This window comes from Paraburkholderia sp. SUR17 (assembly GCF_029536165.1).
In the GTDB taxonomy this organism is placed as follows: domain Bacteria; phylum Pseudomonadota; class Gammaproteobacteria; order Burkholderiales; family Burkholderiaceae; genus Paraburkholderia; species Paraburkholderia kururiensis.
In genome coordinates this window covers 1,289,133-1,313,118 of the sequence record NZ_CP120509.1, presented here as the reverse complement: position 1 = coordinate 1,313,118, position 23,986 = coordinate 1,289,133, and the positions used below count along the sequence as shown (strand labels likewise).

The following is a 23,986-nucleotide window of genomic DNA, read 5'->3' as shown; positions in this document are numbered from 1 at the left end:
CGTTCATGCCGCGACTCCCTCCACGACGGTTGGCGCGCCCGCGGCGCGGCTCGCTTCGCCATGCGCGGCACGGGCGCGCGCGATGGCCTCGGTCAGCGACGCAATGGTTTCCCGCGTGTCGCCCACGATGGTCAGGTCCGCACGTTTGGCAATGGGCGCGCTCGCGTCCAGATTCACGGCAATCACGTGGCGGCAGTCCTTGATGCCCTGCAAGTGCTGAACCGCCCCCGAAATGCCGAACGCGATGTAGACGCTCGCCTGCACCGTCTTGCCAGTGGCGCCCACCTGCTTGTCGCGCGTGAAGTGACCGTTGTCCACGGCCACGCGGCTCGCGCCGATGGCTGCGCCCAGCACGCCCGCGAGCGCTTCGAACGCGGCGATGTCCGTCACGCCGTTGCCGGCCGACACGATGAAGTCGGCTTCTTCGAGCGCCATCTGCGACGCATCCGTTTCCTCGATACCGAGATCGCGATAACGCGCGGCTGCTGAAGCCGCCGTGTCGAAGCTGCCCATCTGCATGGCTTCGCCTGCGCCCACGAACGGCAAACGCGAATCGACGGCACCCGGCGCGAGCAACACGACCTCGGGCACCGTGCGCTTCGCCACGGCCTTCTTCGCGTGCACGTAGACGCTCACGTGTGCGGCGTCGATCTCCACCACGTGCGCGGCCACACTCGCGCCCGCCTGGGCTGCGTAGCGGCGGCCCAGATCGCCGTCGCCCGCAGCGTTGTCGGGCAGCAAGATATGCACGGGCGCGAACTGCGCTGCGCAGGCCGCAAGCGCCTGCACCTCGCTTTCAGGGGCAAACGCGCGACGGTCGAAGGCCGCGAGTTCGATCACCTTGTCGGCGCCCAGCGCGGCGGCGTCTTCTTTCAGTTCGCCGAATACCATCAGCGCGACCTGCGTCTTCGCGTCGGCCATCAGCGCGGCGGCCGCAACCGTTTCGCGTGCATGCTCGTCGAGCGCGCCGCGGTCGCTGTGCGCGGCCACGAGAATCGTGCGTTGCGCGGGCTCTACGGTGCGGCGCGGCTTCGCGGCTGCGCGCCCGTGCAGCGAGGCCGCGGCAGCACTCGTGTCGAACGAGCCATCGGCGGTGCCCACTTCGCCCAGCGTGATGCGTTTGAGACCGGCGGCCGTGATGACGAACGGCCGGCGCGGATCGATACGTTTGATCGTGTTCATGGCGCGGCTCCGTTCAATCCAGCGACGCGGCAACGAGTTCGGCCACGTCGAGCACTTCGGGCCTCGGCCCCACCACGCCTTCCAGCATCGCCGTGCAGTTCGGGCACCCCACCGCGACCACCTCGGCGCCCACAGCGCGTGCGTCGGCCATGCGGATGTCGGGAATGCGCTGCTTGCCCGGAATGTCGGTGAGCGGCGCGCCGCCTCCGCCGCCGCAGCAGCGGCCGCGCGTGCCGTGGCGCTCCATCTCCACCACCTCAATGCCGATGGTCTTCAGGAGCTTGCGCGGTGCGTCCGTTTCGCCGTTGTAGCGGCCGAGATAACAGGGGTCGTGATACGTGATGCGACGGCTCGCCAGCGCCTCGGCAGCCTTCGGCGCGAGCTTGCCCGCCTCCACCAGTTGCGCGAGCAGCGTGGTGTGATGCAGCACTTCGTAGCGCGCGCCGAACGCGCGGTACTCGTTGCGCAGGCTATGCATCACGTGCGGGTCCGCGGTGACGATGCGCCGGAACGTGAGCGTGGAAAGCGTCTGGATCATCGTGGCCGCGAGTTGCTGGAACGTCGCCTCGTCGCCGAGGCGCCGAGCCACGTCGCCAGTGTCGGTTTCGCCCGCGCCCAGTACCGCGTAGTCCACGCCGGCCTGGTTCAGCACCTTCACGAGCGCACGCAGCGTGCGCTGGTAGCGCATGTCGAACGCGCCTTCGCCTGCCACGAGCAGCACATCCACGGGCTTGCCCGGTTGCGCGAGCGCTGCGTTGAGATCCACGGACCAGTCGTAGCGCGCCGCGCGGTCATAGCCGCCCGCCGTGCCCGTCTCGCGCAGGTTCGCGAGCACCTCGGGGCCCTTGCCCGGCACTTCGCCGTGCACGAGCGTCTGGTTGCGACGCATGTCGACGATGGCGTCCACGTGCTCGATCAGCATGGGGCACTCGTGAACACAGGCGCGGCACGTGGTGCACGACCAGAGGGTGTCCGCTTCGATCAGGCTCGACACGATGGGACGCTGCGGCTCGCCGCCGTGGCGGCCCACCGGAATGCCCGGCGTCGGGCTGCCCGCGTAGGCCGAATCCGTGCCGCCCACCATGCCCGTTACGAGGTCCTGAATCAGCTTCTTCGGATTGAGCGGCTGGCCTGCCGCGAACGCCGGGCACGCGGCTTCGCACTTGCCGCACTGGACGCACGCATCGAAGCTCAGCAACTGGTTCCAGCGGAATTCGACGGGCTTGCCCACGCCGTACCCGTTGTGGTCCAGAGCGGGCGCCTTGAGCGCGGTGGGCGGCACGGCATCGCGTTGGGCCGTCTTTTCAGCGGAGAAACGTTCCTGCCGAGGATGAAACGCGAGATGCAGCAGCCCCGCGATGGCGTGTTTCATCGGACCGCCGCGTGCCGCGCCGAACGTCATCGCGAACGCACCGGCCGCGATGAGCAGCGCGAAGATCACGGCGAGCCCGCCCGACATCGCCCCGGCCGGCACCGCCACGTAGAGCGCGAGCCCCAGTGCGAAGGAACCGAGCAGCCACGGCAACGTGTTCCACGGTCCGCGCGACAGCCGCGCGGGTACGCCTTTCGTGTCGTGACGGCGACGCCACACGAACACGGCGCCCACCAGCATCGCAAGCGCGCAAAGCAGGATCAGGCGGTCGAGCCACGGCGAATAAATGGCGAGCCCGTAATTGACGAACACCAGCGCGAACGCCGCAATCGCGCCGCCCGCGGTGGCGATATGGGTCTTCGCGATGTACGGGTCGCGCGCCACGACGTGATGCAGATCGACGAAATAGCGCTTCGGAATGGCGAGCAGGTTCGCGAAGCCGAACGCGCCCGCCGCCGTGGCGCGCCCGAGCTTCCAGTACGACGCGCGCTTTGCGACCGCGAACGCGAGGCCCGCCACCGAAACCCACAGCAGCGCGGTGATGAGGAACGCCGGGCTCATGGCTAGAAGTCCTTGCAAAGACGCAGTGCGTCGTAGATCGCACCGTGAATGTTGTGCATGGAGATGCAGTCGCCCACGCGGAACAGCAGGAAGCGGCCGTTGCCGAGTTCTTCCGAAAGCGACGGCTGCGGTTCGGCGGCGAAGAGCTTGTGCACGTCCACCTGGCCGCGGTTCACGGACTCGGGCTTGAGCTTCCAGTAGAGCGCGTCGTTGGGCGTGACGCCGTTTTCGATCACCACCTGATCGACGGCGCGCTCTTCCTGTTCCTCGGTGTACTCGTTGCGGATCACGGCGATCTTCTTGCCGTTCTCTTCATAGACGCGGTCGAGCCAGTAGTTCGGCGTGTGGATCACGCCCTGCGCGTAGAGCCGGCGATAGAAGATGGGGAACGTGGTGCCGCCCACGTCGTCGGCTACCTTCACGTCGGGCGTCACGATCTCCACCTTCGAGCCGCGGCTCGCGATGAAGTCGGCCACGCCGGCGCCTGCATGCGTGCTCACGCCGTCATAGACGAGCACGTTCTGCATGGGCTGCACGTTGCCCGAGAGAATGTCCCACGCGCTCACGGCGAGGCCTTCGGCCACGCCCCACGCGGGCACCTGCTGCGTGAAGCTCGAGCCGCCCGTGGCCAGTACCACGATGTCGGGCTTCTCGGCCATGATGGTTTTCTCGTCGGCGGCAACACCCAGGCGCCGGTCTACGCCAAGGCGCTTCGTTTCCATGTCGAACCAGCGCACGATGCCGGCCATCTGCTCGCGCTGCGGCGCCTTCGCGGCGAGCAGAATCTGGCCGCCCACCGCGTCGCTCTTTTCGAACAGCACCACGTCGTGACCACGCGAACGCGCCACGCGCGCCGCTTCGAGTCCTGCCGGCCCCGCGCCCACCACGACCACCTTGCGGCGCGGCCCGCGCGTTTTTTCGATGACGTGCGGCATGGTGGCTTCGCGCGACGTCGCGGCGTTCTGCACGCAGAGCACGTCGAGGCCGTTGTACTGGCGGTCGATGCAGTAGTTCGCGCCCACGCACTGCTTGATCTCGTCTTCGCGTCCGTCGCGAATCTTGATGACCATGTGCGGGTCGGCAATCTGTGCACGCGTCATGCCCACGAGGTCGATCATGCCCGTGGCGAGCAGGCGTTCGGCCTGGCCCGCGTCGCGAATGCTCTGCGCGTGCATGACGGGCAGTTTCACGACCGACTTGATGCCCGCGGCCAGATGCACGAACGGCTCGGGCGGCAACGCCATGGGCGGCATGCAGTTGGCGAGCGTGTTGTGCGTGTCCGCGCCGGAACCGATCACGCCGACGTAGTCGATCAAGCCCGTTTCCGCCATGGCTTGCGCGATCTCTTTCAACTGCTCGTGGTCGAGGCCGTCTTCGTGAAACTCGTCGCCGCACATGCGCAGGCCCACGCAGAAGTCACGGCCCACAGCCTCGCGCACGGCTTTCAACACTTCGATGCCGAACCGCAGACGGTTCTGCAGGCTGCCGCCCCACTCGTCGGTACGGAAGTTGGTGCGCGGGCTCCAGAACTGGTCGATAAGGTGCTGGTGGGCCGCGGAAATTTCGATGCCGTCCATGCCGGCCTGCTGCACGCGCTTCGCCGCGGTCGCGAAGTCGCCTATGATGCGGCGGATTTCCTCCACCTCGATGATCTTCGCGTTGCCGCGGTGCACGGGCTCGCGCACGCCCGAAGGCGACATCAGATGCGGCCAGTGCTCGCCGTGAAACGCCGAGCGGCGGCCCATGTGCGTGGCCTGGATCATGATCTTCGCGCCGTGCCGATGCATGGCTTCGGCCAGCCGCCCGAGCGGATCGATCACGCGGTCCGTCGCAAGGTTCACGGACTTCCACCATCCCTGCGGGCTATCGATCGAAACCGGGCTCGAGCCCCCGCACACGGCAAGGCCCACACCGCCCTTCGCCTTTTCCTCGTAGTAACGGATGTAGCGGTCGCCGGGCAGCCCGCCGGGCTCCGCATAGACTTCCGCGTGCGCCGTGCTGACGATGCGGTTGCGCAGCGTGAGCTGGTTCAGCGCGAGCGGTTTGAACAGGTTGGGGTAACGCATCGCAGACAACCTCGGGCGTGGGTGTGGGGATTGAGTCGGTGTGGGGCGTGCCCGGCAGACCGGTACAAGTCGTTCAGTTCGCGAGCGGCGACACTTCGAACACGCAGTGGTCGTGGCCTTCGGCCGCACACTGCACTTCCTTCGACTGCGCACGCGGTGCGTGGCCGCTGGCGCCGCTCGTGTCGCTGGTGTCATTGACCCAGTCCATCGCGCCTGCGAACCAGCCGGCGAACATGTAGCAGAGCTTGCCCGCTTTGCCCGGCTGCGCGAGCACGAACGACGAGTGGCGCAGTTCGATGCGTGCATGTGCACTGGCGGGGTCCGCCTCGACGATGCGGAACAGACCCCAGCCGCGTTGCGACAAACGCTTCAGGTAATGCTCGAACACCGCCATGCCGCTGATGCCGTGCTGCTTCGCTTCCTTGTCGCACCAGTGGTACGCCGACTTGTAGCCGGCCTGGTACAGAATACCGGCGTAGGCTTCGCGGCCCAGCGCCTCTTCCACAGCGGTGTGGTTATTGGTGAAGAAGTGACGCGGCACGTACAGCATGGGCAGCGCGTCAGTGGTCCAGACGCCGGTTTCGGCATCGACGTCGATGGGCAGTTGCGGTTGCATCGCGAAAGCTCCGTGGGGTGAGCGTGAGGTTTCTTCGGTGTGTGGCGTGTCGTTATGGACGAGCGTGGTCGTGTGTCGGGTCGTAAGGCGCTGAAGCCTTACGCGCCCCACACGTCGCGGAACACGCGCACCCAGTTCTCGCCCATGATCTTGCGGATGCGCGTCTCGCTCCAGCCGGCGCGCTCCATCGCCTGCGTGAGGTTCGGGAATTCGCCGATGGTGCGAATGCCTTCGGGGTTCACCACCTTGCCGAAGTTCGTGAGGCGGCGGTAGCGGCCCTTGTCGTGCGTGAGCCAGTCGAAGAAGTCCACGCTGTAGCCCTGCGTGAAGTCCGTGCCGATGCCCACGGCGTCTTCGCCGATCAGGTTCACCACGTAATCGATGGCTTCGATGTAGTCGTCGATAGTGGCGTCGATGCCGCGCTTCAGGAACGGCGCGAACATCGTCACGCCTACGAAACCGCCTGCGTCCGCAATCTCTTTCAACTGCGCGTCGGACTTGTTGCGCGGATGCTCTTTCAGCCCCGAAGGCAGGCAGTGCGAATAGCAGACCGGCTTCTTCGAAAACGCGATGGCTTCCGAAGACGTATTGCTGCCCACGTGCGACAGATCGACCATGATGCCCACGCGGTTCATCTCCGTAATGACTTCGCGGCCGAAGTCGGAGAGCCCGCCGTCTCGCTCGTAGCAGCCGGTGCCCACGAGGTTCTGCGTGTTGTAGCAAAGCTGCACCACGCGCACGCCCATGTCGGCGAACGCTTCGATGTAGCCGATGTTGTCTTCGAACGCATGCGCGTTCTGGAAGCCGAGAATCACACCCGTGCGGTTCTCCTTCTTCGCACGCGCAATATCTTCGGTGGTGCGCACGAGCGTGAGCAGTTCGCTGTTCGCGCGGATCTGCTGCTTCATGAGCGCGATGTTGTCCACGGTCTTCGCGAAGCTCTCCCACACGGACACCGTGCAGTTCGCCGCCGTGATGCCGCCTTTTCTCATGTCTTCGAACACCGAACGGTCAAACTTCGAAATGTTCAGACCGTCGATGATGATGCTGTTCTCGTGCAGGGTGCTCATGCCGTAGCTCCGTGGTTCGGGTTCAGTAGATCGGGAAGCGCTCGCACAGCGCGAAGATCTCGCGGCGCACGCGCTGCTCGGTAGGCGCATGGCCTTCGGGGTGCTCGCGCAGCGCATCGAACACGTCGAGAATGAGGCGCCCGATCTCGCGGAACTCCGCAACGCCGAAACCGCGCGTGGTGCCGGCCGGCGAGCCGAGGCGAATGCCCGAGGTCACCGTGGGCTTCTCGGTATCGAAGGGAATGCCGTTCTTGTTGCAGGTGATGCCTGCGCGTTCCAGCGCCTGCTCCACCTGCGTGCCCTTGAGGCCCTTCGGGCGCAGATCGACGAGCAGCAGATGGTTGTCCGTGCCGCCCGTGACGAGGTCCACGCCGCCTTCTTTCAGCACTTCGCCCAGTGCCTGCGCATTGGCGAGCACGCTGTCGATATAGGTCTTGAAATCTGCATGCAGCGCTTCGCCGAAGGCCACGGCCTTGCCCGCGATCACGTGCATGAGCGGGCCGCCTTGCAGCCCCGGGAACACCGCGGAGTTGATCTTCTTCGCGATGTCTTCGTCGTTCGTGAGCACGAAGCCGCCGCGCGGGCCGCGCAGCGTCTTGTGCGTGGTCGAGGTCACAACATGCGCGTGGCCGACAGGGCTCGGATGACGCCCCGCGGCGATGATGCCGGCGATGTGCGCCATATCCACCATCAGCTTCGCACCCACGCTGTCGGCAATCGCGCGAAAGCGTGCGAAGTCGAGCACACGCGGATACGCGGAGAAGCCCGCGATGATGAGCGTCGGCTTGTACTCGTGCGCGAGCTTTTCCACCTGGTCGTAATCGATGCGCAGCGTCTCGCGATCCACGCCGTACTGCACGGCGTTGAACCACTTGCCCGAGAGGGCGGGCTTCGCGCCGTGCGTGAGGTGCCCGCCCGCGTCCAGCGACATGCCCAGCACCGTGTCGCCGGGCTTCGCGAGCGCGAGCATCACGGCGCCGTTGGCCTGCGCGCCCGAATGCGGCTGCACGTTCGCATAGCCCGCGTTGAAAAGCGTCTTGATGCGATCGATGGCGAGCGCTTCGACCTCATCCACATATTCGCAACCGCCGTAGTAACGCTTGCCGGGATAACCTTCCGCGTACTTGTTGGTCAGCACCGAGCCCTGCGCTTCCAGCACAGCGCGCGAGACGATGTTTTCCGAGGCGATCAGTTCGACCTGCGACTGCTGCCGCTCGAGCTCCTTCAGCACCGCGCTGCGCACGGGCGCGTCGCGTTCGGCGAGGGTCTGCGTAAAGAAAGGGTTGGCGTTCGACATGGGGCGTCCGTTGGTCAGGAAAAGCAGCGTATTCAGGCATGCGAAGCGCAGCACATAAGGCTCAGGGCTGCCGACGGCTCTATTCTTGTCTTTCGCCTTTTGCGCCAATTGATGAATTCAGACGCGTTCTTTTCCATTTCCGCCATGCGAGTCCGTTTTGGACAAGTCGGCTTTCAAGCGTCGGAAAAAGCAGGCCGCACGGCCAATGCTGCTTTGCAGCGCAAACACCCTTCAGGAGCACCGCTTGCGTGCGGCGTGCGCCCGCCCACGGTGCTCGTGCCGCACAGTGCAGGTGCACAGCACGACCGTGCGAATGCTCGATAAGTGGGACGAATAAGGGTTTGGCCGGGGTTTCGCCAGGGTTTGGCCAGGGTTACAACGTATGGCACGCTTGTTGCCATCAACACGAGAATAAATGCGGCCGCGCCCCACCGGCCGTCAAGCTGTAGAGCCGAAGTCAGAGAGCCGAAGGAACACCGCACCATGTCGCCCGACCGTACCGCGTCGTTGTCCCACTTCGCTTTCATGCCGCTGCCCAACTTCACCATGATCGCGTTCACCAACGCGATCGAAGTGCTGCGCATGGCGAATTACCTGAGTGGGCAGCCGCTCTACCGTTGGTCCGTCATCAGCCCCGACGGCGGCCTCGTGAGCGCGAGCAACGGCCTCTCCGTAGACACGGGGCCGGCCGACTGCGTCGGCAAACCCGACATCGTATTCGTCTGCGGCGGCATCAACGTGCAGCGCGAAACCACGGCCACGCATCTGGCCACGCTGCGCCGCTTCGCGCGCGAAGGCGTGGCGCTCGGCAGCCTGTGCACCGGCACCTACGCGCTCGCGAAAGCCGGCTTGCTCGCGGGCTATGCATGTGCGATTCACTGGGAAAACATGTCGGCGCTCAAGGAAGAGTTTCCGGACACGCGCTTTTTGAAAGAGCTGTTCGTGATCGACCGCGATCGCGTGACCTGCACGGGCGGCGTCGCACCGCTCGACATGATGCTGAATCTCATCGCCTCGCGCATCGGCACGGCGCGCGTGACGCAGATCGCCGAGCAGTTCATCGTGGAGCACGTGCGCGATACGAGCGCGCAGCAGCGCATGCCGCTCGTGGCGCGTCTTGGCTCAGCGAACAAGTCGCTGTTCGAAGTGATTTCGCTGATGGAGAACAACATCGAAGAGCCGCTCTCGCGCGAAGAACTCGCGCGGCTCGCGAACATGTCGCAACGGCAATTGCAGCGCCTTTTCCGCGAACATCTGGGCATGACGCCGACGCACTACTACCTCACGCTGCGTCTGCGTCGTGCACGCGAGCTGCTGCTGCAGACCGACATGTCGATCATGCACATCACCATGGCCTGCGGCTTCCAGTCCGCGTGCCATTTCAGCAAGAGCTATCGCGATGCGTTCGGTACGGCGCCCACGCGCGAGCGCCGCAAGCAGGTGGCGCCGCTTGCCGAAGTGGTGGGCGCTCCGGGCACTGTGCCGGCGCCAGCGGCAGCCTCAGCGCACCACGCGTTTCTGTCCGCCTGAAGTTCCCTGATACGTTCGCTGATATCCCGCACGTTCAAGCGAACCGCGCCGTCACCTGAACCGCGCGGCGCAGCGCCGTCTGCATGAGCGCGCCGCCCGGCATCTTCTCGAAGTCGATAGCTTCCACCGCGTTGCGCACGATCAGCCCGAGTTCCGTGCTGCCCTGCATGATGAGGCGCCGGCTGAAGAACAGCGTGTCGGCATCCACGTCGCGCGCCGCGAGCCGGATGAAGTCGGGGCCGCTCGCTGCGACGATCAGGTCCGGGGCTCGTGCCTCCCCACGCCAGAGTTCGAAACGATCCGCGCCCACGGTGAGGCGCACGGTGAGGCCGATGTCCGTCACGTTCAATTCGTAGAGATACCCGGCCAGCAACGCACGCGTATCGGTGTCGAGCACGGGCAGCACATGGCGATTGAGCGCCACACAAAGTGCATACGCGAGCGGCGTAGCGGGCAGACGGGCCGCGCAGTAGCGCAGCAGGGGCACAGGGCTCGGTAGCTTCATGTGCGGACTCCGGTCGTGCCTGCTGCGGCGGATGGATTGCCGGTCGGCGTGGCGCTCGTGAGGTCTGCGATGCCTGCATTAGCGGCCGCCTTTTCAGCCAGGCCCGGCTCCCCGAACCAGAACCCGTTGCAGGACGGTGCGTCGTGCTGCGCGCAGGCCTCGCGATACGCATCCCGCGGCGTGAGTTCGCCGTCGCATACCGCCTTGAAGATATCGAGCACCGCCACCGTGCGATTCGCCTGCGGGCTGATGCGCAGTACCGATACGCCTTCGCTCGCCAGACCGTGTGTGTGGCCGGCCAGGTTCACCACCTGCGCCGTCTGCGTCTGAATGCCGTTGATCGTGACGAACGGTTTGCCATCCTGAGCGAAAGCGGTCATGCCTTCGGGGTCGTCGATACAGCGGCGTTCGCAATGATCCTTCTGCAAATGGTGATGACGCGCGGTGAAGCAGCGCGCCGAAAAGGCGAGCGGCGCACGGCCGTAAGCGAAGTACTCGATCTCGCAGGTCGGCTCGCTCGCGGCGCCGTTCGCATCGGTGATGCCACCGCGAATTTCGGAGAGCGTGGCACGCGAGCAATCCACGGGCGTCACCCAGCGCCGTGCGCCCAGACTCACGAGCCATTCGAGCATCTGCGCGCTGTAGCAGTTGAGATGCGGCCCCGCCACGAAAGGCATGCGTCGCGCGACGAGCGCGAGCGCGGACATGTCGTTCACTTCCGGCATGAACTCGCCGTTCTCGGCGAGCTTGCGCGCCTGGCGCAGGTCCGCTTCGGTTTCGGCGAGTGCCAGTGCGGAGAGCACGACCTCTTTGCCGGCCGACGCCAGTTCGCGCGCAATCGCGACCCAATCCGAAAAGCGCAGTTCGTGACGGCGCGAGCAGACCACCTCGCCGACGTAGACGACATCTGCCGCGGAAGCCGCCACGTCGGCATAGAACGCCATGACGTGGTTGCGAGGCCAGTAATACAGAATGGGACCGAGCGCGAGCTTCATGAGGCTTACTTCCATGGACGTGAATAGGCGCCGAGCGTGTCCTGCTGCCCCTCGGCAAGCGAGCCGAGCGCGGCGTGCCATGTCGCCGCGCGCCGCGCCGCGACACCTTCGCGCGTGAGCGCATCGAGCGCTTCGCGCCAGACGCGCGTAACGGCCGCGGTGTAGGCGGGACCGCGCTGACGGCCTTCGATCTTCACCGCCGCCACGCCCATGCGCGCAAGCTCGGGCAAGAGTTCGAGCGCATTGAGGCTCGCGGGCTCTTCCATCGCGTAGTAGCGCTTGCCGGCCACTTCGAAGCGCCCCTTGCAGATGGTCGGATAGCTGGCCTTGTCGTCCTCGCGGTAGCTGTCCACGAGCACACCGCCGAGGCGCGCATCGAGCCGCTTTTGCGTGCCCTCCTGGCGCTCGACCCACTGCACGTGGCGCGCCGGCGAGCACACGCCGTTGAGATTCGGCGATTCGCCCGTGGCGTGCCCCGAGAGCATGCAGCGCCCCTCCACCATCACGCACAGGCTGCCGAACGCGAACACCTCGATCTCCACCGACGTCTGTCGCACCGTCTGCTCGACCTGTTCGAGCGAAAGCACGCGCGGCAACACGGCGCGCTGAATGCCGAACTCGCGCTGCAAAAAGTTGATGCCCTCGTGATTCGTCACCGACCCTTGCACCGAAAGATGCAGACGCAGCTCGGGATGCTGCCGCGCCGCATACGCCATCACGACGGGGTCGGCCACGATGGCAGCGTCCACGCCTACGCGTGCGGCCAGATCGATGGCGGCCGTCCAGCGCGACAGGTCGCGGCCATGTGCGTAGGTATTGATCGCGAGCAAGACTTTGCGATTCGCGCGATGCGCGTAATCGATGCCTTGCGCGAGCGTCGCTTCGTCGAAGTTGAGACCGGGAAAAGCGCGTGCGTTGGTGTCGTTGCGCAGGCCGACGTAGACGCAATCGGCACCGCCATCTACGGCGGTACGCAGTGCAGGCAGATTACCTGCCGGGCAAACGAGCTCGGGAATCCTGAGGGGCGGGTGTAGGACGGCAGTCGTGGAAGCAGAAGCAGATAGCGATGCCTGCGCCTCAGCGGCAGGCGGGACGATCGTGCGCATGGGCAACGGCGATCCTCGAAAAATGGATGGGCAATCATGCCACGCCCCCTCTGGCACGCATTGCGGCGAACTGACGCGTGCGCTAAGGTTGGAATGTTGTTTTCCCGATTGCGGCAAATAACGTCGCAATTGATCGCGTCAGCTGATTGCAGCAACCCCGTGCCACCGCATCATGTGGCAACCCGTGCGGCAACTGATGTGCCGACTGATGTGGCAACGCACCGCTCCTGGTTGCCGCAGCGCCGTCGCTATAGTGTCCGGCTTTCCAACCACCTCACTGCGCACCGTTCAGGTCCCTCTATGGCAACTATCGAATCCGAGTTTCAGATCGCGCCGCAAAAGTTCTCGACCGACGTGCTGCTCGAAAAGTACGCCAAAGGCGACGAGCGCACCGCCGACGACATCTACCGCCGCGTCGCGCGCGGTGTCGCGGCGGCCGAGCCGCAGGAACTGCGCGCCGAGATAGAGGCCCGCTTCGTCGACAACCTGCGCCACGGCGCGCTGGGCGCCGGCCGCATCATGAGTGCCGCGGGCAGCGGCATTGCGGCCACGCTCATCAACTGCTTCGTACAACCGGTGGGCGACTGCATTCAGGGCCTGGACGACCGCGGCCTGCCCGGCATTTATGTTGCACTGCTCCAGGCCGCTGAAACGATGCGGCGCGGCGGCGGGGTCGGCTACAACTTCTCGGCCATCCGTCCGCGCGGCGCCTACGTGCATTCCACCGGTTCGAGCGCATCGGGACCGTGCAGCTACATCGACGTGTTCGACGCCTCATGCCGCACGGTGGAAAGCGCGGGCTCTCGCCGCGGCGCACAGATGGCCGTGCTCGACTGCGATCACCCCGACCTGCTCGAATTCATCGAAGCGAAACATTCGAAGGGCCGCTGGAACAACTTCAACATTTCCGTGGCCGTGACGGATGCGTTCATGCAGGCTGTGGAAGCCGATCTGCCCTGGCAGCTCGTGCACCGCGCCGAACCGTCACCGGCACTGCGCGCCGCGGGCGACCTGCATCAGCGCGAAGACGGCCTGTGGGTCTACGCGGAAAAGAGCGCACGGGCGATCTGGGACATGATCATGCGCTCCACCTACGACGTGGCCGAGCCCGGCGTCGTGTTCATCTCGCGCATGAACGAGGACAACAACCTGCGCGCCATCGAAACGATCCGCGCCACCAACCCCTGCGGCGAGCAACCGCTGCCCGCCTACGGCTGCTGCAACCTCGGGCCGCTCAATCTCACGCGCTTCGTGCTGGACCCGTTCGCGAAGCTGCAAGGCGGCGAAAGCACGTTCGACTGGGACGGGCTCATTGCGCGCACGCGCACGCAGGTGCGCTTTCTCGACGACGTGCTCGACATCACGCTCTGGCCGCTGCCCGAGCAGCGCGCCGAAGCGGACGCGAAACGCCGCATCGGCATCGGCTTCACAGGGCTGGGCGACACGCTCGTGATGCTGGGTCTGCGCTACAACTCGCCCGAAGGCCGCGAGTTCGCCACGCGCGTGGCGCGCGTGATGCGCGACTCGGCGTATCGCGCCTCCGTGGAACTCGCCCGCGAACGCGGCGCGTTCCCGCTCTTCAACGCCGAGCAGTACCTGGCCGAAGGCACCTTTGCCTCGCGCCTGCCCGACGACATCAAGGACGCCATTCGCCGCGACGGCATCCGCAACAGCCACCTGCTTTCCATCGCGCCCACGGGCACGGTGAGCCTCGCGTTCGCGGACAACGCGTCCAACGGCATCGAGCCCGCGTTCTCGTGGACCTATCAGCGTACCAAGGTCATGGCCGACGGCAGCAAGCAGAGCTTCGCCGTGGAAGACTACGCGTACCGCGTGTACCGCGAGTTGGGCGGTGACATGGACGCCCTGCCCGACTACTTCGTGAGCGCGCTCGAAATGTCGGCGCACGACCACCTGCAAATGATGGCCGCGGTGCAGCCCTACGTGGACACGTCCATTTCGAAGACGGTCAACGTGCCCGCCGATTACCCGTTCAACGACTTCGAAAGCCTCTACTTCGACGCGTGGCAAAGCGGCCTCAAGGGGCTCGCCACCTATCGCCCGAACGAAACGCTGGGCGCCGTGCTCCACACGACCGAACCCGAAGACACGCTCGCCGAGGCCGATTTCGACCCGCTGCGTATCGCCATCGATCACCGGCCGAAGGGCGAGTTGCCCGCCATCATCGAGAAAGTCGAATACCTCACGCAGTTGGGCAAGAAGTCGCTCTACGTGGCCGTCTCATTCATGGAAGTGACGGGCCGCGTGGGCGGCGAGGAAGTCACCATCGAACGGCCCATCGAGTTCTTCATTCCCGTGGGCCAGCGCGACGAGTCGCAGCAGTGGATTACCGCGACCATGCGTTCGCTCTCGCTCGCCGCGCGCGGCGGGTTCGTGGCGCGCAACCTGCAGGACATGCGCAAGGTTTCATGGGACCGCGGCCAGGTGCGGCTGGGCGAAACGCAGCGGCTGGATGGCCGCCGCATTCCGCTCTGGCACGACTCCGAAGTGGCGGCGCTCGCTTACGCGATCCAGCAGATCCTACACCGGCGCGGCTTTCTGGATGCCGAAGGCAACCAGGTGCCATCGCGTCTGCTCGCAAGGCTGCCGCGCGGCGCAATGGCGGGTCACGGCACGACGATGCATGCCGGGGACTTCGATACAGCAGCCCCTAGCGACGCCGGCGCCGCCGACGAAGCAACGGCAGCCAGCGTCAACACGCCCGAACCGCGCACGATGTTCGGCCGCAAGTGCGGATCGTGCGGCGCAAACGCCGTGATCCGCAAAGACGGTTGCGACTTCTGCACGGCGTGCGGGGAGATTGGGTCGTGTGGGTGAGGTAACGGAGCGGGTGCGTCGGTGGGCCTGGTCGGCCATGAGACGCACCCGCGCTCTATCACCTCACTTCAGCGCGCCACCACGACAGGCTTGTTGTGCTCTCGCCGGAGTCGCGCCGGCAGCGCAACCATGATGATGTAGATCCGCACCAGCAAGCCCGCAAACCAGAGCGAAACGGGCATGCCCATGACCGCGAGAAAAAACAGCACGCCAGGCGTTCCAAAGCTGGCTGTCAACACGCGCTGCACGATGAGATAAAACGGCGCGATGCAGGCCACAACCAGCGCAAAAAGTCTCGGAAAAGGCGACTTCTCCGTACTCAGTCGCTCGAACTGCTGCATGCCGGCCTCCATGCCATACTGGAACTCGGCGGCCTGTTCCTCGAACGCTTTCCCGATAAATGCCGTGTGCTCAACGACGCGCAGCACATTCTTTCTCGACATGTATAGCCAGTAACCCGTTATCGCGATTCCTCCGAGCAAGCCCGGCCACCTGACCTGCGGGGGAAGCGGCGCAAAAAGGAACAGAAAAAAGTAGCCGAAAACGCCGAAGAAAAAGTAAAGAACAAAGAAGCCAATACATTGCGTGAGCCCGAACACCCACAACAGGTTCGATCCTCTTGCACGCGTGAGCAACACGCCCAGCGCGGCAAGCGATACGACCATAACGACTACCGCAATTCGCCAAGGCCATTCAGACACGGCCAGATCATCAGCGTAAGCCGCATACGACACACCGGCAGCCAGCAGCGGAAACAATACGCAAACCCATGCCGCCTTTTTCGCGGCGTCCCGGACCGGGTCGCTGAGGCCGGAAGAAGACTGCCTGATCGTGCGTGCTCTTGACATTGTTATGTGATTCCAGGTGGTGAACTCAGGGCATATACATCAGAGGGTATGAACCGTAGTCCTTAGGCATGGATTTTCCGAGATACTCGGCACCGTCTTTCAGAGATTGGCCAAGGGAGCGTAACCAGGATGTGACGCGCTCGGTGGTGTGCGTTTTCTTGTCGACCCAGTCCAGCCCATACCCAACAGCGGCTGCGACGAAAATAGTCCCGACCACGATGGCCGCGACGGGAACCGCGACAGTTCCCGCGACCAGCGCCACGACCGTACCGACGAGTACCGAAGCGATCGCGGCGCCGAGCCCGGCCTTGACGAGATCGATGCCAATCTTGCCTAACAGGTCGGCGAAATCCTTCTTGCGCTTTCCATCGGGGCCAGTCTGCTCATAGTCGTGCAGCCACTCCGCGGTATCGAGCGCTATCGTAAATATCAAAGCGATCAGCCCTGCTTTTTTGAATGCGCCCTTGCTTCCTTCCCACGCTGCGGCGGCGCCCGACTCCACCGTACCGGCACCGCCGGCAATAGTGAACACCTTTTCGTTCTTCACTCCATAGCGCGCAGCAGTGATTAGCTTTCTCAACCGCGGGTTACCAGTAAAAACCACGTACAGTCGTTCACCGACATTTTTGTGAACTACCTTGGTAAGGCGAAATTTTTCGGACCAAAGCTCGCCGATCCATTCTTTGTTGTCGTTAAGAAAGGCCGTGGCACCGGCCAGTTGAGCGATCAACCAGTTACGAGTAGTAATTTTGTTGGTATCGAGCGCAGTCTCGTCGGAACCACCTGATGCTAGCGCGTCGAGGACATCTTGTGGGATTGATTCCTTGTTGACCTGAAGAACATGCGCTTCCTGCAGAGGCTCAACTGTCGTGCTCTGCGCCAGTTTGATCGGCAACGGACATGCCATGGCATCACGCGACAGCGTAGGCGAAAGCAGCGGATCGGACCTGATTCCCCAACGTAAGTAATCAGGAACAGCGGGCTCCGGAAACTGGATCATCGACCGATTACCCGTCGCAGCCACCGGCGCGGAAGAAGATGTTGGGGGAAGATGCGTTGCCGTATTTTCCCTGACCGCGATGATAATGGGCTCCGGCTTGGCCTTTGGATCGGAACCGACATTCGATACGCCGAACTGCTTCATCGAATAACGATACAGAATCTTGTCACCACGCTTGAGCAGCAGTTCTCCCTTGAAATCCCGGCTAATCCAGACGTGATAGCGCTGACCATCGGAAAACTGCCCTTGCTTGGCACGCTTCTTCTTTGCAACGTCGTAAATCCAATCGTCGGTTGCTTCGACAACGTAAGTGGCGCCGCTATTGATGTGTATATCGAAAATCACATCCCGATGTTTGCGAAGTAACACCGTCGTCTCCGTATCAGCCCAGCAATCCACCGGCTCACCGGGCAAGTCGATACAGACTGTGTGCTGCATCAAAGCGCTGTCGCCCATATTTATTCTCCGCTTCTTTTGACCTGGTTAGCTACAAACCTTCCAAAGCTGATACCGTTCAATTCGCCCTTGCCTTCGCCATCAAGCACGACATTGTGTGTTGTGCCATCTTCGGCCATCAGCTTGATCGGCTCGCCGGGCGGCACATTGCCTTCGGCATCGACATACTTGAGGCGCATATCGGCCTTTTTCCCCTGCAGATTGTTTGCCTCGTGCATGCTGGTCGGTCCCGCAAACAAGTGCTGGGCTCCCTTGATATCAACCTTGCCCGGGGCATGTATCTCGATATTGCCGTCCTTGACGCGAATATACGCGCCACCCGACGTCAGCAATATTTCCTGCTTCGCCGCCGCCTCGATACCTTCCGTCGCAGACAATACCTTTACGGTCTTCTGGGCGGTCACTTCGATGTTGTCGGAATGCGCTCGAATCTCCACTTTTCCTTTGGCCGCGAACAACTTCATGCCGGCGTTCTGGACAAATAGACTGAGCTTTTCTGCCACGCTGGCAACCAGCGATTTACCGGTAGCAATATGCGCACTTTGTCCACTAACAAAATTGACTTGTGCGTTAGCGGCAAGATGAACGGATTGCTGCGTGGATAACGCGATTCCCGCAGGACTACCGAAGAGCATGATCGGTTCCTTGAACGCATTCGCGTTGCCGGCCCCGCCACTGCCCGTCTTTGCGCCAGCCGACCCACCGGAGACGCTGCTCTGCACAGCGTCTGCGAATGACTTGAGCGAGTCGTATCCGCTCTTGAGACTTTCGGCTTGATGCGTGGTACTGGCGTCCGACATCGATTCCAGCACGCTCTCCGAATTCAGCAGTTGCGAGACGGAGTCTCGTGCATCCAGCTGTTGAGCGGTCACCGGATGTGTGGTGATATACACCCCCTGGCCGGCACGCACTGCGCCGTAGGCGTCAGACTTCAGGTCGAAACCGCTACCTAGATAGGCGCCCCTGTTGTTGTCAGTCTGGTCGATGAGGTAGCCCAAATGCAGCAGCGCATTGGTGCTCGACGAATAGAGCTGAACCCGGTTCTGCCCCGTCGAGTCGTCCATCACCATCTGGTTGTAGCCGCTTCCCTGATATTCCTTTGATTTGTAGCCGGACAACAGACCGTTGGTGTGCCAATGCGGTTGCGTCGCGCCGTTATAGACCCTTCCGGTCACCAGAGGCCTGTCGCAATCGCCGTCCACCCAGTCGATCAAGACCTCCTCGCCGACTCTCGGCACATGCACGCCCCCGTATCCACCGCCCGTATCGGACATCGCGACGCGCACCCAGCATGACGCTTTCTCGTCACCCTCATTGAGTCGATCCCAGTGGAAGCGCACCTTGATACGATTCAACGAATCTGTGTAGACCTCTTCGTTGGGAGGGCCAGCAACGATCGCCGTCTGCATGTGCATATCCGGCTTGCGATGCTCGAATGGACTGCGATAGGGCACGGCCCTGCGTTGCGCTTCGATCTCGACGAGAAAGAATCCTTCGCTGCCGTCAGAGTGGCTGACCGTCTGGCCTGTCTGACGAGCTTTGGCTCCTGCCAGCACGCCTTTGAGGCCATGCGGAAAATCGGCGGCCTGGATGGATACCGGTAGATTGTTCTCGATGAACCACGCCGCCTCGACTATAGCGAACTGCCTTTGCGGATCGTTATCTCGCTCGTGGTCGGGATGATTCAGCAATTCAAACCACCGTCCGGCATCTGCCGCTCGCACGCCACCGCAGCCATAGAACCGTTTCGCACGAGACTCCCATTCCTCCACGCGGATTCTTGAAAGCGATTCCCCACGGTCCTGCGGACCATAGGTATAGGCTCCCGTGTACTCGTACACCTCTGCTTGTGCGGGCAGATCGCCCTGATCTGGGACCGTGGGCACGCTTACGCCCTTCGGATGGGAAAACGAACCCGGAGCCTTGTAATCGAAAGTTCGCGTCGAAAGGGATGTGCTTTGCAGCGTACGCGTGCCGGACCACTGCACCAGGGCATTCGCTTCAACACTCGTACCGGCGCGATAGAACTCGACGGTCTGTGGCGAAAGTGGCTCGAGCCGGTAAATATCGTCGACAACGACGAGCGTGTGAGACTTCCCGTCGTCTGCCTGCTCGAAATACGAAAACAACCCTTCGCTTTCCATGAGCCGGTGGACGAAATTCCAGTCGTCGTCGTATTGGACGCAAAAAGAACGGGGTGGCAGCGATCTGCTCAGCTCGAACCGGAAGGCACCTCGTGCCTGCGGATGCATATTGAAGACATCGCTCAGAATGGCATCGACCGGTTTTTCCTGCCAGATACGCGCGTCCTTGCGAAAGCGCAGGAAGTGCATCCACGACGCGAAGCCGATCTGAAAGGTTGTCAATCCACTATCGGACCCCAGGCGCCGAACGGTGTGAACATAACCTTGATGAGGCAAATATGATTTATCGCCCTGCTGAATCCAGAGCGTCACCGACTGCGCAATCAATGTCTTCAGTTCGATGGCTTCGGATGTCGAAACGACATCCACGGTCCAATCGAAATGGCGACCAATTCGCGAATGCCCCGTAGCCCGTTGAGGTAACAGCAGGTTACTGCCGATCGGATTATCCAGTTTGAGCAGGCGGTCATGCTGCAAAAATCCGGCGTGCATCCCCCTTATTAAGTCTTGAGCACCCATACCGCCTCTTCTGGTCGTTACGCTCCCGCGCGTGCGAGCGATTTTACGAAACCTCCGAGGAATCAGCCAGTCAACCGAGGTAAAAAAAACGTTTTCGGTAATTAGTTCTGATGCGGTTATCTATTTAATCAGAAGTGGGAATTTTTTCTGAGTATGGAATGTGCGTTCGCACAACGAAAGCGCTGGCTGTGACACATTGAGCGAAGAGCGCTCGGCATCGCGCCTCGAGCAACAACAGAAGTACGCGAGCCGCTCCGGAAAGCGGCTCGCGTGAACGTCCATACCGCGACACTCCGCTAGCGGAGCGGCGGCAAAACCAGGCGGCCGTATGGCCCCCTCAAGCCGCCTTCAACAACCCATGCGGGTCGATCACGAACTTGCGTGGCGCCCCGCCATCGAACTGCCGGTAGCCTTCGGGCGCCTCGTCCAGCGACACCACGGTCACGTTGACGATATCCGCGATCGGCAGGCGGTCCCACAGAATGGCCTGCATGAGATTGCGGTTGTACTTCATCACGGGCGTCTGGCCGGTATGGAACGAATGCGACTTCGCCCAGCCAAGGCCAAAGCGGATGCTCAGGCTCCCGCGTTTCGCCGCCGGATCCACGGCGCCGGGGTCGTCCGTCACGTAAAGGCCCGGAATGCCGATGGAGCCGGCCACGCGCGTAATGTCCATAAGCGAATTGAGCACTGTGGCGGGCGCCTCTTCGTGGTGGCCGTGCGAACCGTGCCCGCGGGCCTCGAAGCCCACACAGTCCACCGCGCAATCCACTTCGGGCGTGCCGAGTATCTGCGCGATCTGCTCGCCGAGCGACGCGTCACGCGAAAGGTCCACCGTTTCGAAGCCCATCTTGCGAGCGTGTTCGAGACGCTCCGCATTCATGTCGCCGACGATCGTGCATGCCGCGCCGAGGAGGCGCGCCGAGGCCGCCGCCGCCATGCCCACAGGCCCCGCGCCCGCAATATAGGCCGTGGCGCCCGGCTTCACGCCGGCCATCACGGCGCCGTGGTAGCCGGTGGGCAGGATGTCTGAGAGGCAGGTGAGATCGCGGATCTTCGCCATCGCCTGATCGCGGTCGGGGAACTTGAGCAGGTTGAAGTCGGCGTACGGCACGAGCACGTACTCAGCCTGGCCGCCAATCCAGCCGCCCATGTCGACGTAGCCATAAGCGCCGCCCGCGCGCGACGGATTCACGTTCAGGCACACACCCGTGTGCTGCTCCTTGCAGGTGGGGCAGCGCCCGCAGGCCACGTTGAACGGCACTGAAACGAGATCGCCCACGCGCAGTGTTTCCACGTCGCGGCCCACCTCGATCACTTCGCCCGTAATTTCGTGCCCGAGCACGAGGCCCGTGGGCGCGGTGGTGCGTCCGCGCACCATGTGCTGGTCCGAGCCGCAGATGTTGGTGGACACCACTTTCAGGATCACGCCGTGGCCAATGGCCCGGCCGCGGGGATCGACCATCTTCGGGTAGTCGATGGACTGCACTTCGACCTTGCCCGGCCCGGTATACACGACACCGCGATTGCTGCTCATCGTTCTGTCTCCATGTTCGTCTGATGACGTCGTCGTTCGCGGCGGCACGCGCGCGCCTGCCGCTCTCACTGCTATCAGCAGCGTAGTCGCGATGGGCCGGTGCCGATTGTGCAAAAACCGACACGGGTTTGGCCGCCGCCGACACGCGTGTTTCGGCGCTTTTTTATTGATTGAACGTTCAATAAAAAATAGCTACGATGCGACTTCCTTTAGACGTACCTTCCCGTTCACCATGCCCAAAGTCGGAATGCGCGAAGTGCGTCGCGCGCAGCTGATCGACGCCACCCTGCTCACCATCGACGAAGCCGGCCTTGCCGGCACCACGCTCGCGTCCGTGGCGCAGCGCGCCAACATCTCGACGGGCATCGTGAGCCACTATTTCGGCGACAAGGACGGTCTGCTCGAAGCCACGATGCGCCACATCCTGCGCGACCTGTGGGCGGCCACGCGGCGGCGCCGCATCGCTGCGAAGCCGCAGGCGCGTGCGCGTCTGCGTGCGGTCGTGGCCGCCAACTTCGACGTGAGCCAGGTGAGCGGCCCTGTCATGAAGACGTGGCTCGCCTTCTGGTCGCAGAGCATGCACGAGCCCGCGCTGCGCCGTTTGCAGCACGTCAACACACGCAGGCTCTATTCGAATCTCTGCGCGGAATTCGCCAAAGCGCTGCCGCGTAGCGCGGCACGGCGTGCGGCAAGCGGCCTCGCCGCGATGATTGACGGGCTCTGGCTGCGCGGCGCGCTCTCGGGCGACCCGTTCGACACGCGCGCGGCGCTGCGCCTCGCCAACGACTACATCGACATGCTGCTCGAAGCGGGCGCATAGCCCTGCAACGCGCCCGCCTCATTCAAGGAGAAACACGATGCCTTCCTACGGCCTGCAACGTCTCTACATCGGCGGCGAATATGTCGATGCCACCAGCGGCGAAACCTTCGATACGTTCGATCCCGCCACGGGCGAAAAACTCGCCACGGTCCAGCAGGCCAGTGCCGCGGACATCGACCGCGCCGTGGAATCTGCGCGCGAAGGTCAGCGCACGTGGGCCGCGCTCACCGCGATGCAGCGTTCGCGCATCCTGCGCCGTGCCGTCGAATTGCTGCGCGAGCGCAACGACGTGCTCGCGGAACTCGAAATGCACGACACGGGCAAGCCGATTGCCGAAACGCGCGCGGTGGACATCGTGACCGGCGCCGACGTGATCGAGTACTACGCCGGCCTCGCCCCCGCGATCGAAGGCGAGCAGATTCCGCTGCGCGCAGAGTCGTTCGTCTACACGCGGCGCGAGCCGCTCGGCGTGACGGCGGGCATTGGCGCATGGAACTATCCGATCCAGATTGCGTGCTGGAAGTCGGCGCCTGCGCTCGCCGCGGGCAACGCGATGATCTTCAAGCCGAGCGAGGTGACGCCGCTTTCGGCCTCGAAGCTCGCGGAGATCTATATCGAAGCCGGCGTGCCGCCAGGCGTGTTCAACGTCGTGCAGGGCGACGGACGCGTGGGGGCATTGCTTACCGCGCATGAAGGCATCGCGAAGGTGTCGTTCACGGGCGGCGTCGAAACGGGCAAGAAAGTGATGTCGATGGCGGGCGCGTCATCGCTCAAGGAAGTGACGATGGAGCTGGGCGGCAAGTCGCCGCTCATCGTGTTCGACGACGCCGATCTGGACCGCGCCGCGGACATCGCCGTCACCGCCAACTTCTTCAGCGCGGGCCAGGTCTGCACGAACGGCACGCGCGTATTCGTGCACGCCGCGGTGCAGTCCGCGTTCGAAGCGCGCGTGCTCGAACGCGTGAAACGCATTCGCATCGGCAAGCCGTCGGATCCGCAGACCAATTTCGGTCCGCTCGCGAGCGCGGCACAACTCGACAAGGTGCTCGGCTATATCGATAGCGGCAAGCGCGAAGGCGCACGGCTCGTGGCGGGCGGCACGCGCCTCGTCGACGGCCACTTCGCGTCGGGCCAGTACGTCGCCCCTACCGTGTTCGCCGACTGCCGCGACGACATGCGCATCGTGCGCGAAGAAATCTTCGGGCCCGTGATGAGCCTGCTCACGTTCAGGGACGAAGAAGAGGTGATCGCCCGCGCCAACGCCACGCACTACGGCCTTGCGGCCGGCGTGGTGACAGAGAGCCTGGCCCGCGCGCATCGCGTGATTCACCGGTTGGAAGCGGGCATCTGCTGGATCAACACGTGGGGCGAGTCGCCCGCTGAAATGCCGGTGGGCGGCTACAAGCAGTCGGGCGTGGGCCGCGAAAATGGCATCGCCACGCTTGAGCATTACACGCGCATCAAGTCGGTCCAGGTGGAACTGGGCCGCTATCAGGCGGTGTTCTGACGCACTGCACAGACAGG

Annotated in this window: 17 protein-coding genes; 4 read left to right on the top strand and 13 right to left on the bottom strand. The window is 63.7% G+C overall.

The window, feature by feature from the left end; translation table 11 throughout:
* Positions 1-3: 3 nt before the first annotated feature.
* From P2869_RS23295 to P2869_RS23270, 6 genes are all read right to left on the bottom strand, one after another.
* Positions 4-1,182 (bottom strand): electron transfer flavoprotein subunit alpha/FixB family protein, encoded by a 1,179-nt coding sequence (locus tag P2869_RS23295; RefSeq protein ID WP_277599700.1) that lies wholly within the window; start codon positions 1,180-1,182, stop codon positions 4-6.
* 13 nt (positions 1,183-1,195) lie between these two features.
* On the bottom strand, positions 1,196-3,115 hold the full coding sequence (locus tag P2869_RS23290) for a (Fe-S)-binding protein (protein WP_277599699.1): 1,920 nt from the start codon (positions 3,113-3,115) through the stop codon (positions 1,196-1,198).
* 2 nt (positions 3,116-3,117) lie between these two features.
* On the bottom strand, positions 3,118-5,181 hold the full coding sequence (locus P2869_RS23285) for an NADH:flavin oxidoreductase (protein WP_199543616.1): 2,064 nt from the start codon (positions 5,179-5,181) through the stop codon (positions 3,118-3,120).
* A 73-nt stretch (positions 5,182-5,254) separates the two neighbouring features.
* Complete coding sequence (locus tag P2869_RS23280; RefSeq protein WP_017773742.1) at positions 5,255-5,797, bottom strand: DUF5943 domain-containing protein; 543 nt, start codon at positions 5,795-5,797, stop codon at positions 5,255-5,257.
* Positions 5,798-5,895: 98 nt separating this feature from the next.
* The gene (locus P2869_RS23275; protein ID WP_017773741.1) at positions 5,896-6,867 is read right to left on the bottom strand and encodes a dipeptidase; all 972 of its coding nucleotides are present in this window, start codon (positions 6,865-6,867) and stop codon (positions 5,896-5,898) included.
* A gap of 22 nt (positions 6,868-6,889) precedes the next feature.
* Positions 6,890-8,164 (bottom strand): serine hydroxymethyltransferase, encoded by a 1,275-nt coding sequence (locus P2869_RS23270; RefSeq protein WP_277599698.1) that lies wholly within the window; start codon positions 8,162-8,164, stop codon positions 6,890-6,892.
* Positions 8,165-8,647: 483 nt separating this feature from the next.
* On the opposite strand from P2869_RS23270, the gene P2869_RS23265 reads away from it, so the two are divergent.
* Positions 8,648-9,694, top strand: a complete 1,047-nt coding sequence (locus P2869_RS23265) for a GlxA family transcriptional regulator (RefSeq protein WP_277599697.1) — start codon at positions 8,648-8,650, stop codon at positions 9,692-9,694.
* Positions 9,695-9,728: 34 nt separating this feature from the next.
* On the opposite strand, the gene P2869_RS23260 is transcribed toward P2869_RS23265, so the two are convergent.
* The 3 genes from P2869_RS23260 to P2869_RS23250 are packed head-to-tail and all read right to left on the bottom strand — an operon-like array spanning position 9,729 to position 12,300.
* Positions 9,729-10,199 carry an SCP2 sterol-binding domain-containing protein gene (locus P2869_RS23260; protein ID WP_199543622.1) on the bottom strand — a complete coding sequence of 157 codons (471 nt, stop codon included), beginning with the start codon at positions 10,197-10,199 and terminating at the stop codon, positions 9,729-9,731.
* Positions 10,196-11,194: a U32 family peptidase gene (locus P2869_RS23255; RefSeq protein ID WP_277599696.1), complete on the bottom strand. Its 999-nt coding sequence runs from the start codon at positions 11,192-11,194 to the stop codon at positions 10,196-10,198. Before P2869_RS23255 ends, P2869_RS23260 begins: the two co-directional genes overlap by 4 nt.
* Positions 11,195-11,199: 5 nt before the next feature.
* Positions 11,200-12,300, bottom strand: a complete 1,101-nt coding sequence (locus P2869_RS23250; protein ID WP_277599695.1) for a peptidase U32 family protein — start codon at positions 12,298-12,300, stop codon at positions 11,200-11,202.
* Between the two features lie 300 nt (positions 12,301-12,600).
* Here P2869_RS23250 and P2869_RS23245 point away from each other — a divergent pair, with 300 nt between their 5' ends.
* Positions 12,601-15,138 (top strand): adenosylcobalamin-dependent ribonucleoside-diphosphate reductase, encoded by a 2,538-nt coding sequence (locus tag P2869_RS23245; protein ID WP_126877485.1) that lies wholly within the window; start codon positions 12,601-12,603, stop codon positions 15,136-15,138.
* A gap of 68 nt (positions 15,139-15,206) precedes the next feature.
* On the opposite strand, the gene P2869_RS23240 is transcribed toward P2869_RS23245, so the two are convergent.
* From P2869_RS23240 to fdhA, 4 genes are all read right to left on the bottom strand, one after another.
* Positions 15,207-15,986, bottom strand: a complete 780-nt coding sequence (locus P2869_RS23240; protein WP_240659021.1) for a hypothetical protein — start codon at positions 15,984-15,986, stop codon at positions 15,207-15,209.
* Between the two features lie 25 nt (positions 15,987-16,011).
* Complete coding sequence (locus tag P2869_RS23235) at positions 16,012-17,442, bottom strand: hypothetical protein (protein WP_277599693.1); 1,431 nt, start codon at positions 17,440-17,442, stop codon at positions 16,012-16,014.
* A gap of 2 nt (positions 17,443-17,444) precedes the next feature.
* A complete protein-coding gene (locus P2869_RS23230) occupies positions 17,445-20,105 on the bottom strand; it encodes a type VI secretion system Vgr family protein (protein WP_017773733.1) in 2,661 nt (886 codons plus the stop codon).
* 337 nt (positions 20,106-20,442) lie between these two features.
* Positions 20,443-21,642, bottom strand: a complete 1,200-nt coding sequence (gene fdhA / locus P2869_RS23225) for a formaldehyde dehydrogenase, glutathione-independent (protein ID WP_017773732.1) — start codon at positions 21,640-21,642, stop codon at positions 20,443-20,445.
* A gap of 232 nt (positions 21,643-21,874) precedes the next feature.
* Between fdhA and betI the strand changes: the two genes are divergently transcribed.
* Positions 21,875-22,462 (top strand): transcriptional regulator BetI, encoded by a 588-nt coding sequence (gene betI, locus P2869_RS23220; RefSeq protein ID WP_026121229.1) that lies wholly within the window; start codon positions 21,875-21,877, stop codon positions 22,460-22,462.
* Positions 22,463-22,499: 37 nt separating this feature from the next.
* Positions 22,500-23,969 (top strand): betaine-aldehyde dehydrogenase, encoded by a 1,470-nt coding sequence (betB, locus tag P2869_RS23215; protein WP_277599692.1) that lies wholly within the window; start codon positions 22,500-22,502, stop codon positions 23,967-23,969.
* Positions 23,970-23,986: the final 17 nt, after the last annotated feature.

What these genes read in the sequence shown, in the direction of transcription:
- P2869_RS23255 (WP_277599696.1), bottom strand. Translation starts at nt 11,194, where the DNA reads ATGAAGCTCGCGCTCGGTCCCATTCTGTATTACTGGCCTCGCAACCAC.
- betI (WP_026121229.1), top strand. Translation starts at nt 21,875, where the DNA reads ATGCCCAAAGTCGGAATGCGCGAAGTGCGTCGCGCGCAGCTGATCGAC.
- P2869_RS23245 (WP_126877485.1), top strand. Translation starts at nt 12,601, where the DNA reads ATGGCAACTATCGAATCCGAGTTTCAGATCGCGCCGCAAAAGTTCTCG.
- P2869_RS23295 (WP_277599700.1), bottom strand. Translation starts at nt 1,182, where the DNA reads ATGAACACGATCAAACGTATCGATCCGCGCCGGCCGTTCGTCATCACG.
- P2869_RS23290 (WP_277599699.1), bottom strand. Translation starts at nt 3,115, where the DNA reads ATGAGCCCGGCGTTCCTCATCACCGCGCTGCTGTGGGTTTCGGTGGCG.
- P2869_RS23275 (WP_017773741.1), bottom strand. Translation starts at nt 6,867, where the DNA reads ATGAGCACCCTGCACGAGAACAGCATCATCATCGACGGTCTGAACATT.
- betB (WP_277599692.1), top strand. Translation starts at nt 22,500, where the DNA reads ATGCCTTCCTACGGCCTGCAACGTCTCTACATCGGCGGCGAATATGTC.
- P2869_RS23235 (WP_277599693.1), bottom strand. Translation starts at nt 17,442, where the DNA reads ATGGGCGACAGCGCTTTGATGCAGCACACAGTCTGTATCGACTTGCCC.
- P2869_RS23260 (WP_199543622.1), bottom strand. Translation starts at nt 10,199, where the DNA reads ATGAAGCTACCGAGCCCTGTGCCCCTGCTGCGCTACTGCGCGGCCCGT.
- P2869_RS23240 (WP_240659021.1), bottom strand. Translation starts at nt 15,986, where the DNA reads ATGTCAAGAGCACGCACGATCAGGCAGTCTTCTTCCGGCCTCAGCGAC.
- fdhA (WP_017773732.1), bottom strand. Translation starts at nt 21,642, where the DNA reads ATGAGCAGCAATCGCGGTGTCGTGTATACCGGGCCGGGCAAGGTCGAA.
- P2869_RS23280 (WP_017773742.1), bottom strand. Translation starts at nt 5,797, where the DNA reads ATGCAACCGCAACTGCCCATCGACGTCGATGCCGAAACCGGCGTCTGG.
- P2869_RS23265 (WP_277599697.1), top strand. Translation starts at nt 8,648, where the DNA reads ATGTCGCCCGACCGTACCGCGTCGTTGTCCCACTTCGCTTTCATGCCG.
- P2869_RS23230 (WP_017773733.1), bottom strand. Translation starts at nt 20,105, where the DNA reads ATGGGTGCTCAAGACTTAATAAGGGGGATGCACGCCGGATTTTTGCAG.
- P2869_RS23250 (WP_277599695.1), bottom strand. Translation starts at nt 12,300, where the DNA reads ATGCGCACGATCGTCCCGCCTGCCGCTGAGGCGCAGGCATCGCTATCT.
- P2869_RS23270 (WP_277599698.1), bottom strand. Translation starts at nt 8,164, where the DNA reads ATGTCGAACGCCAACCCTTTCTTTACGCAGACCCTCGCCGAACGCGAC.
- P2869_RS23285 (WP_199543616.1), bottom strand. Translation starts at nt 5,181, where the DNA reads ATGCGTTACCCCAACCTGTTCAAACCGCTCGCGCTGAACCAGCTCACG.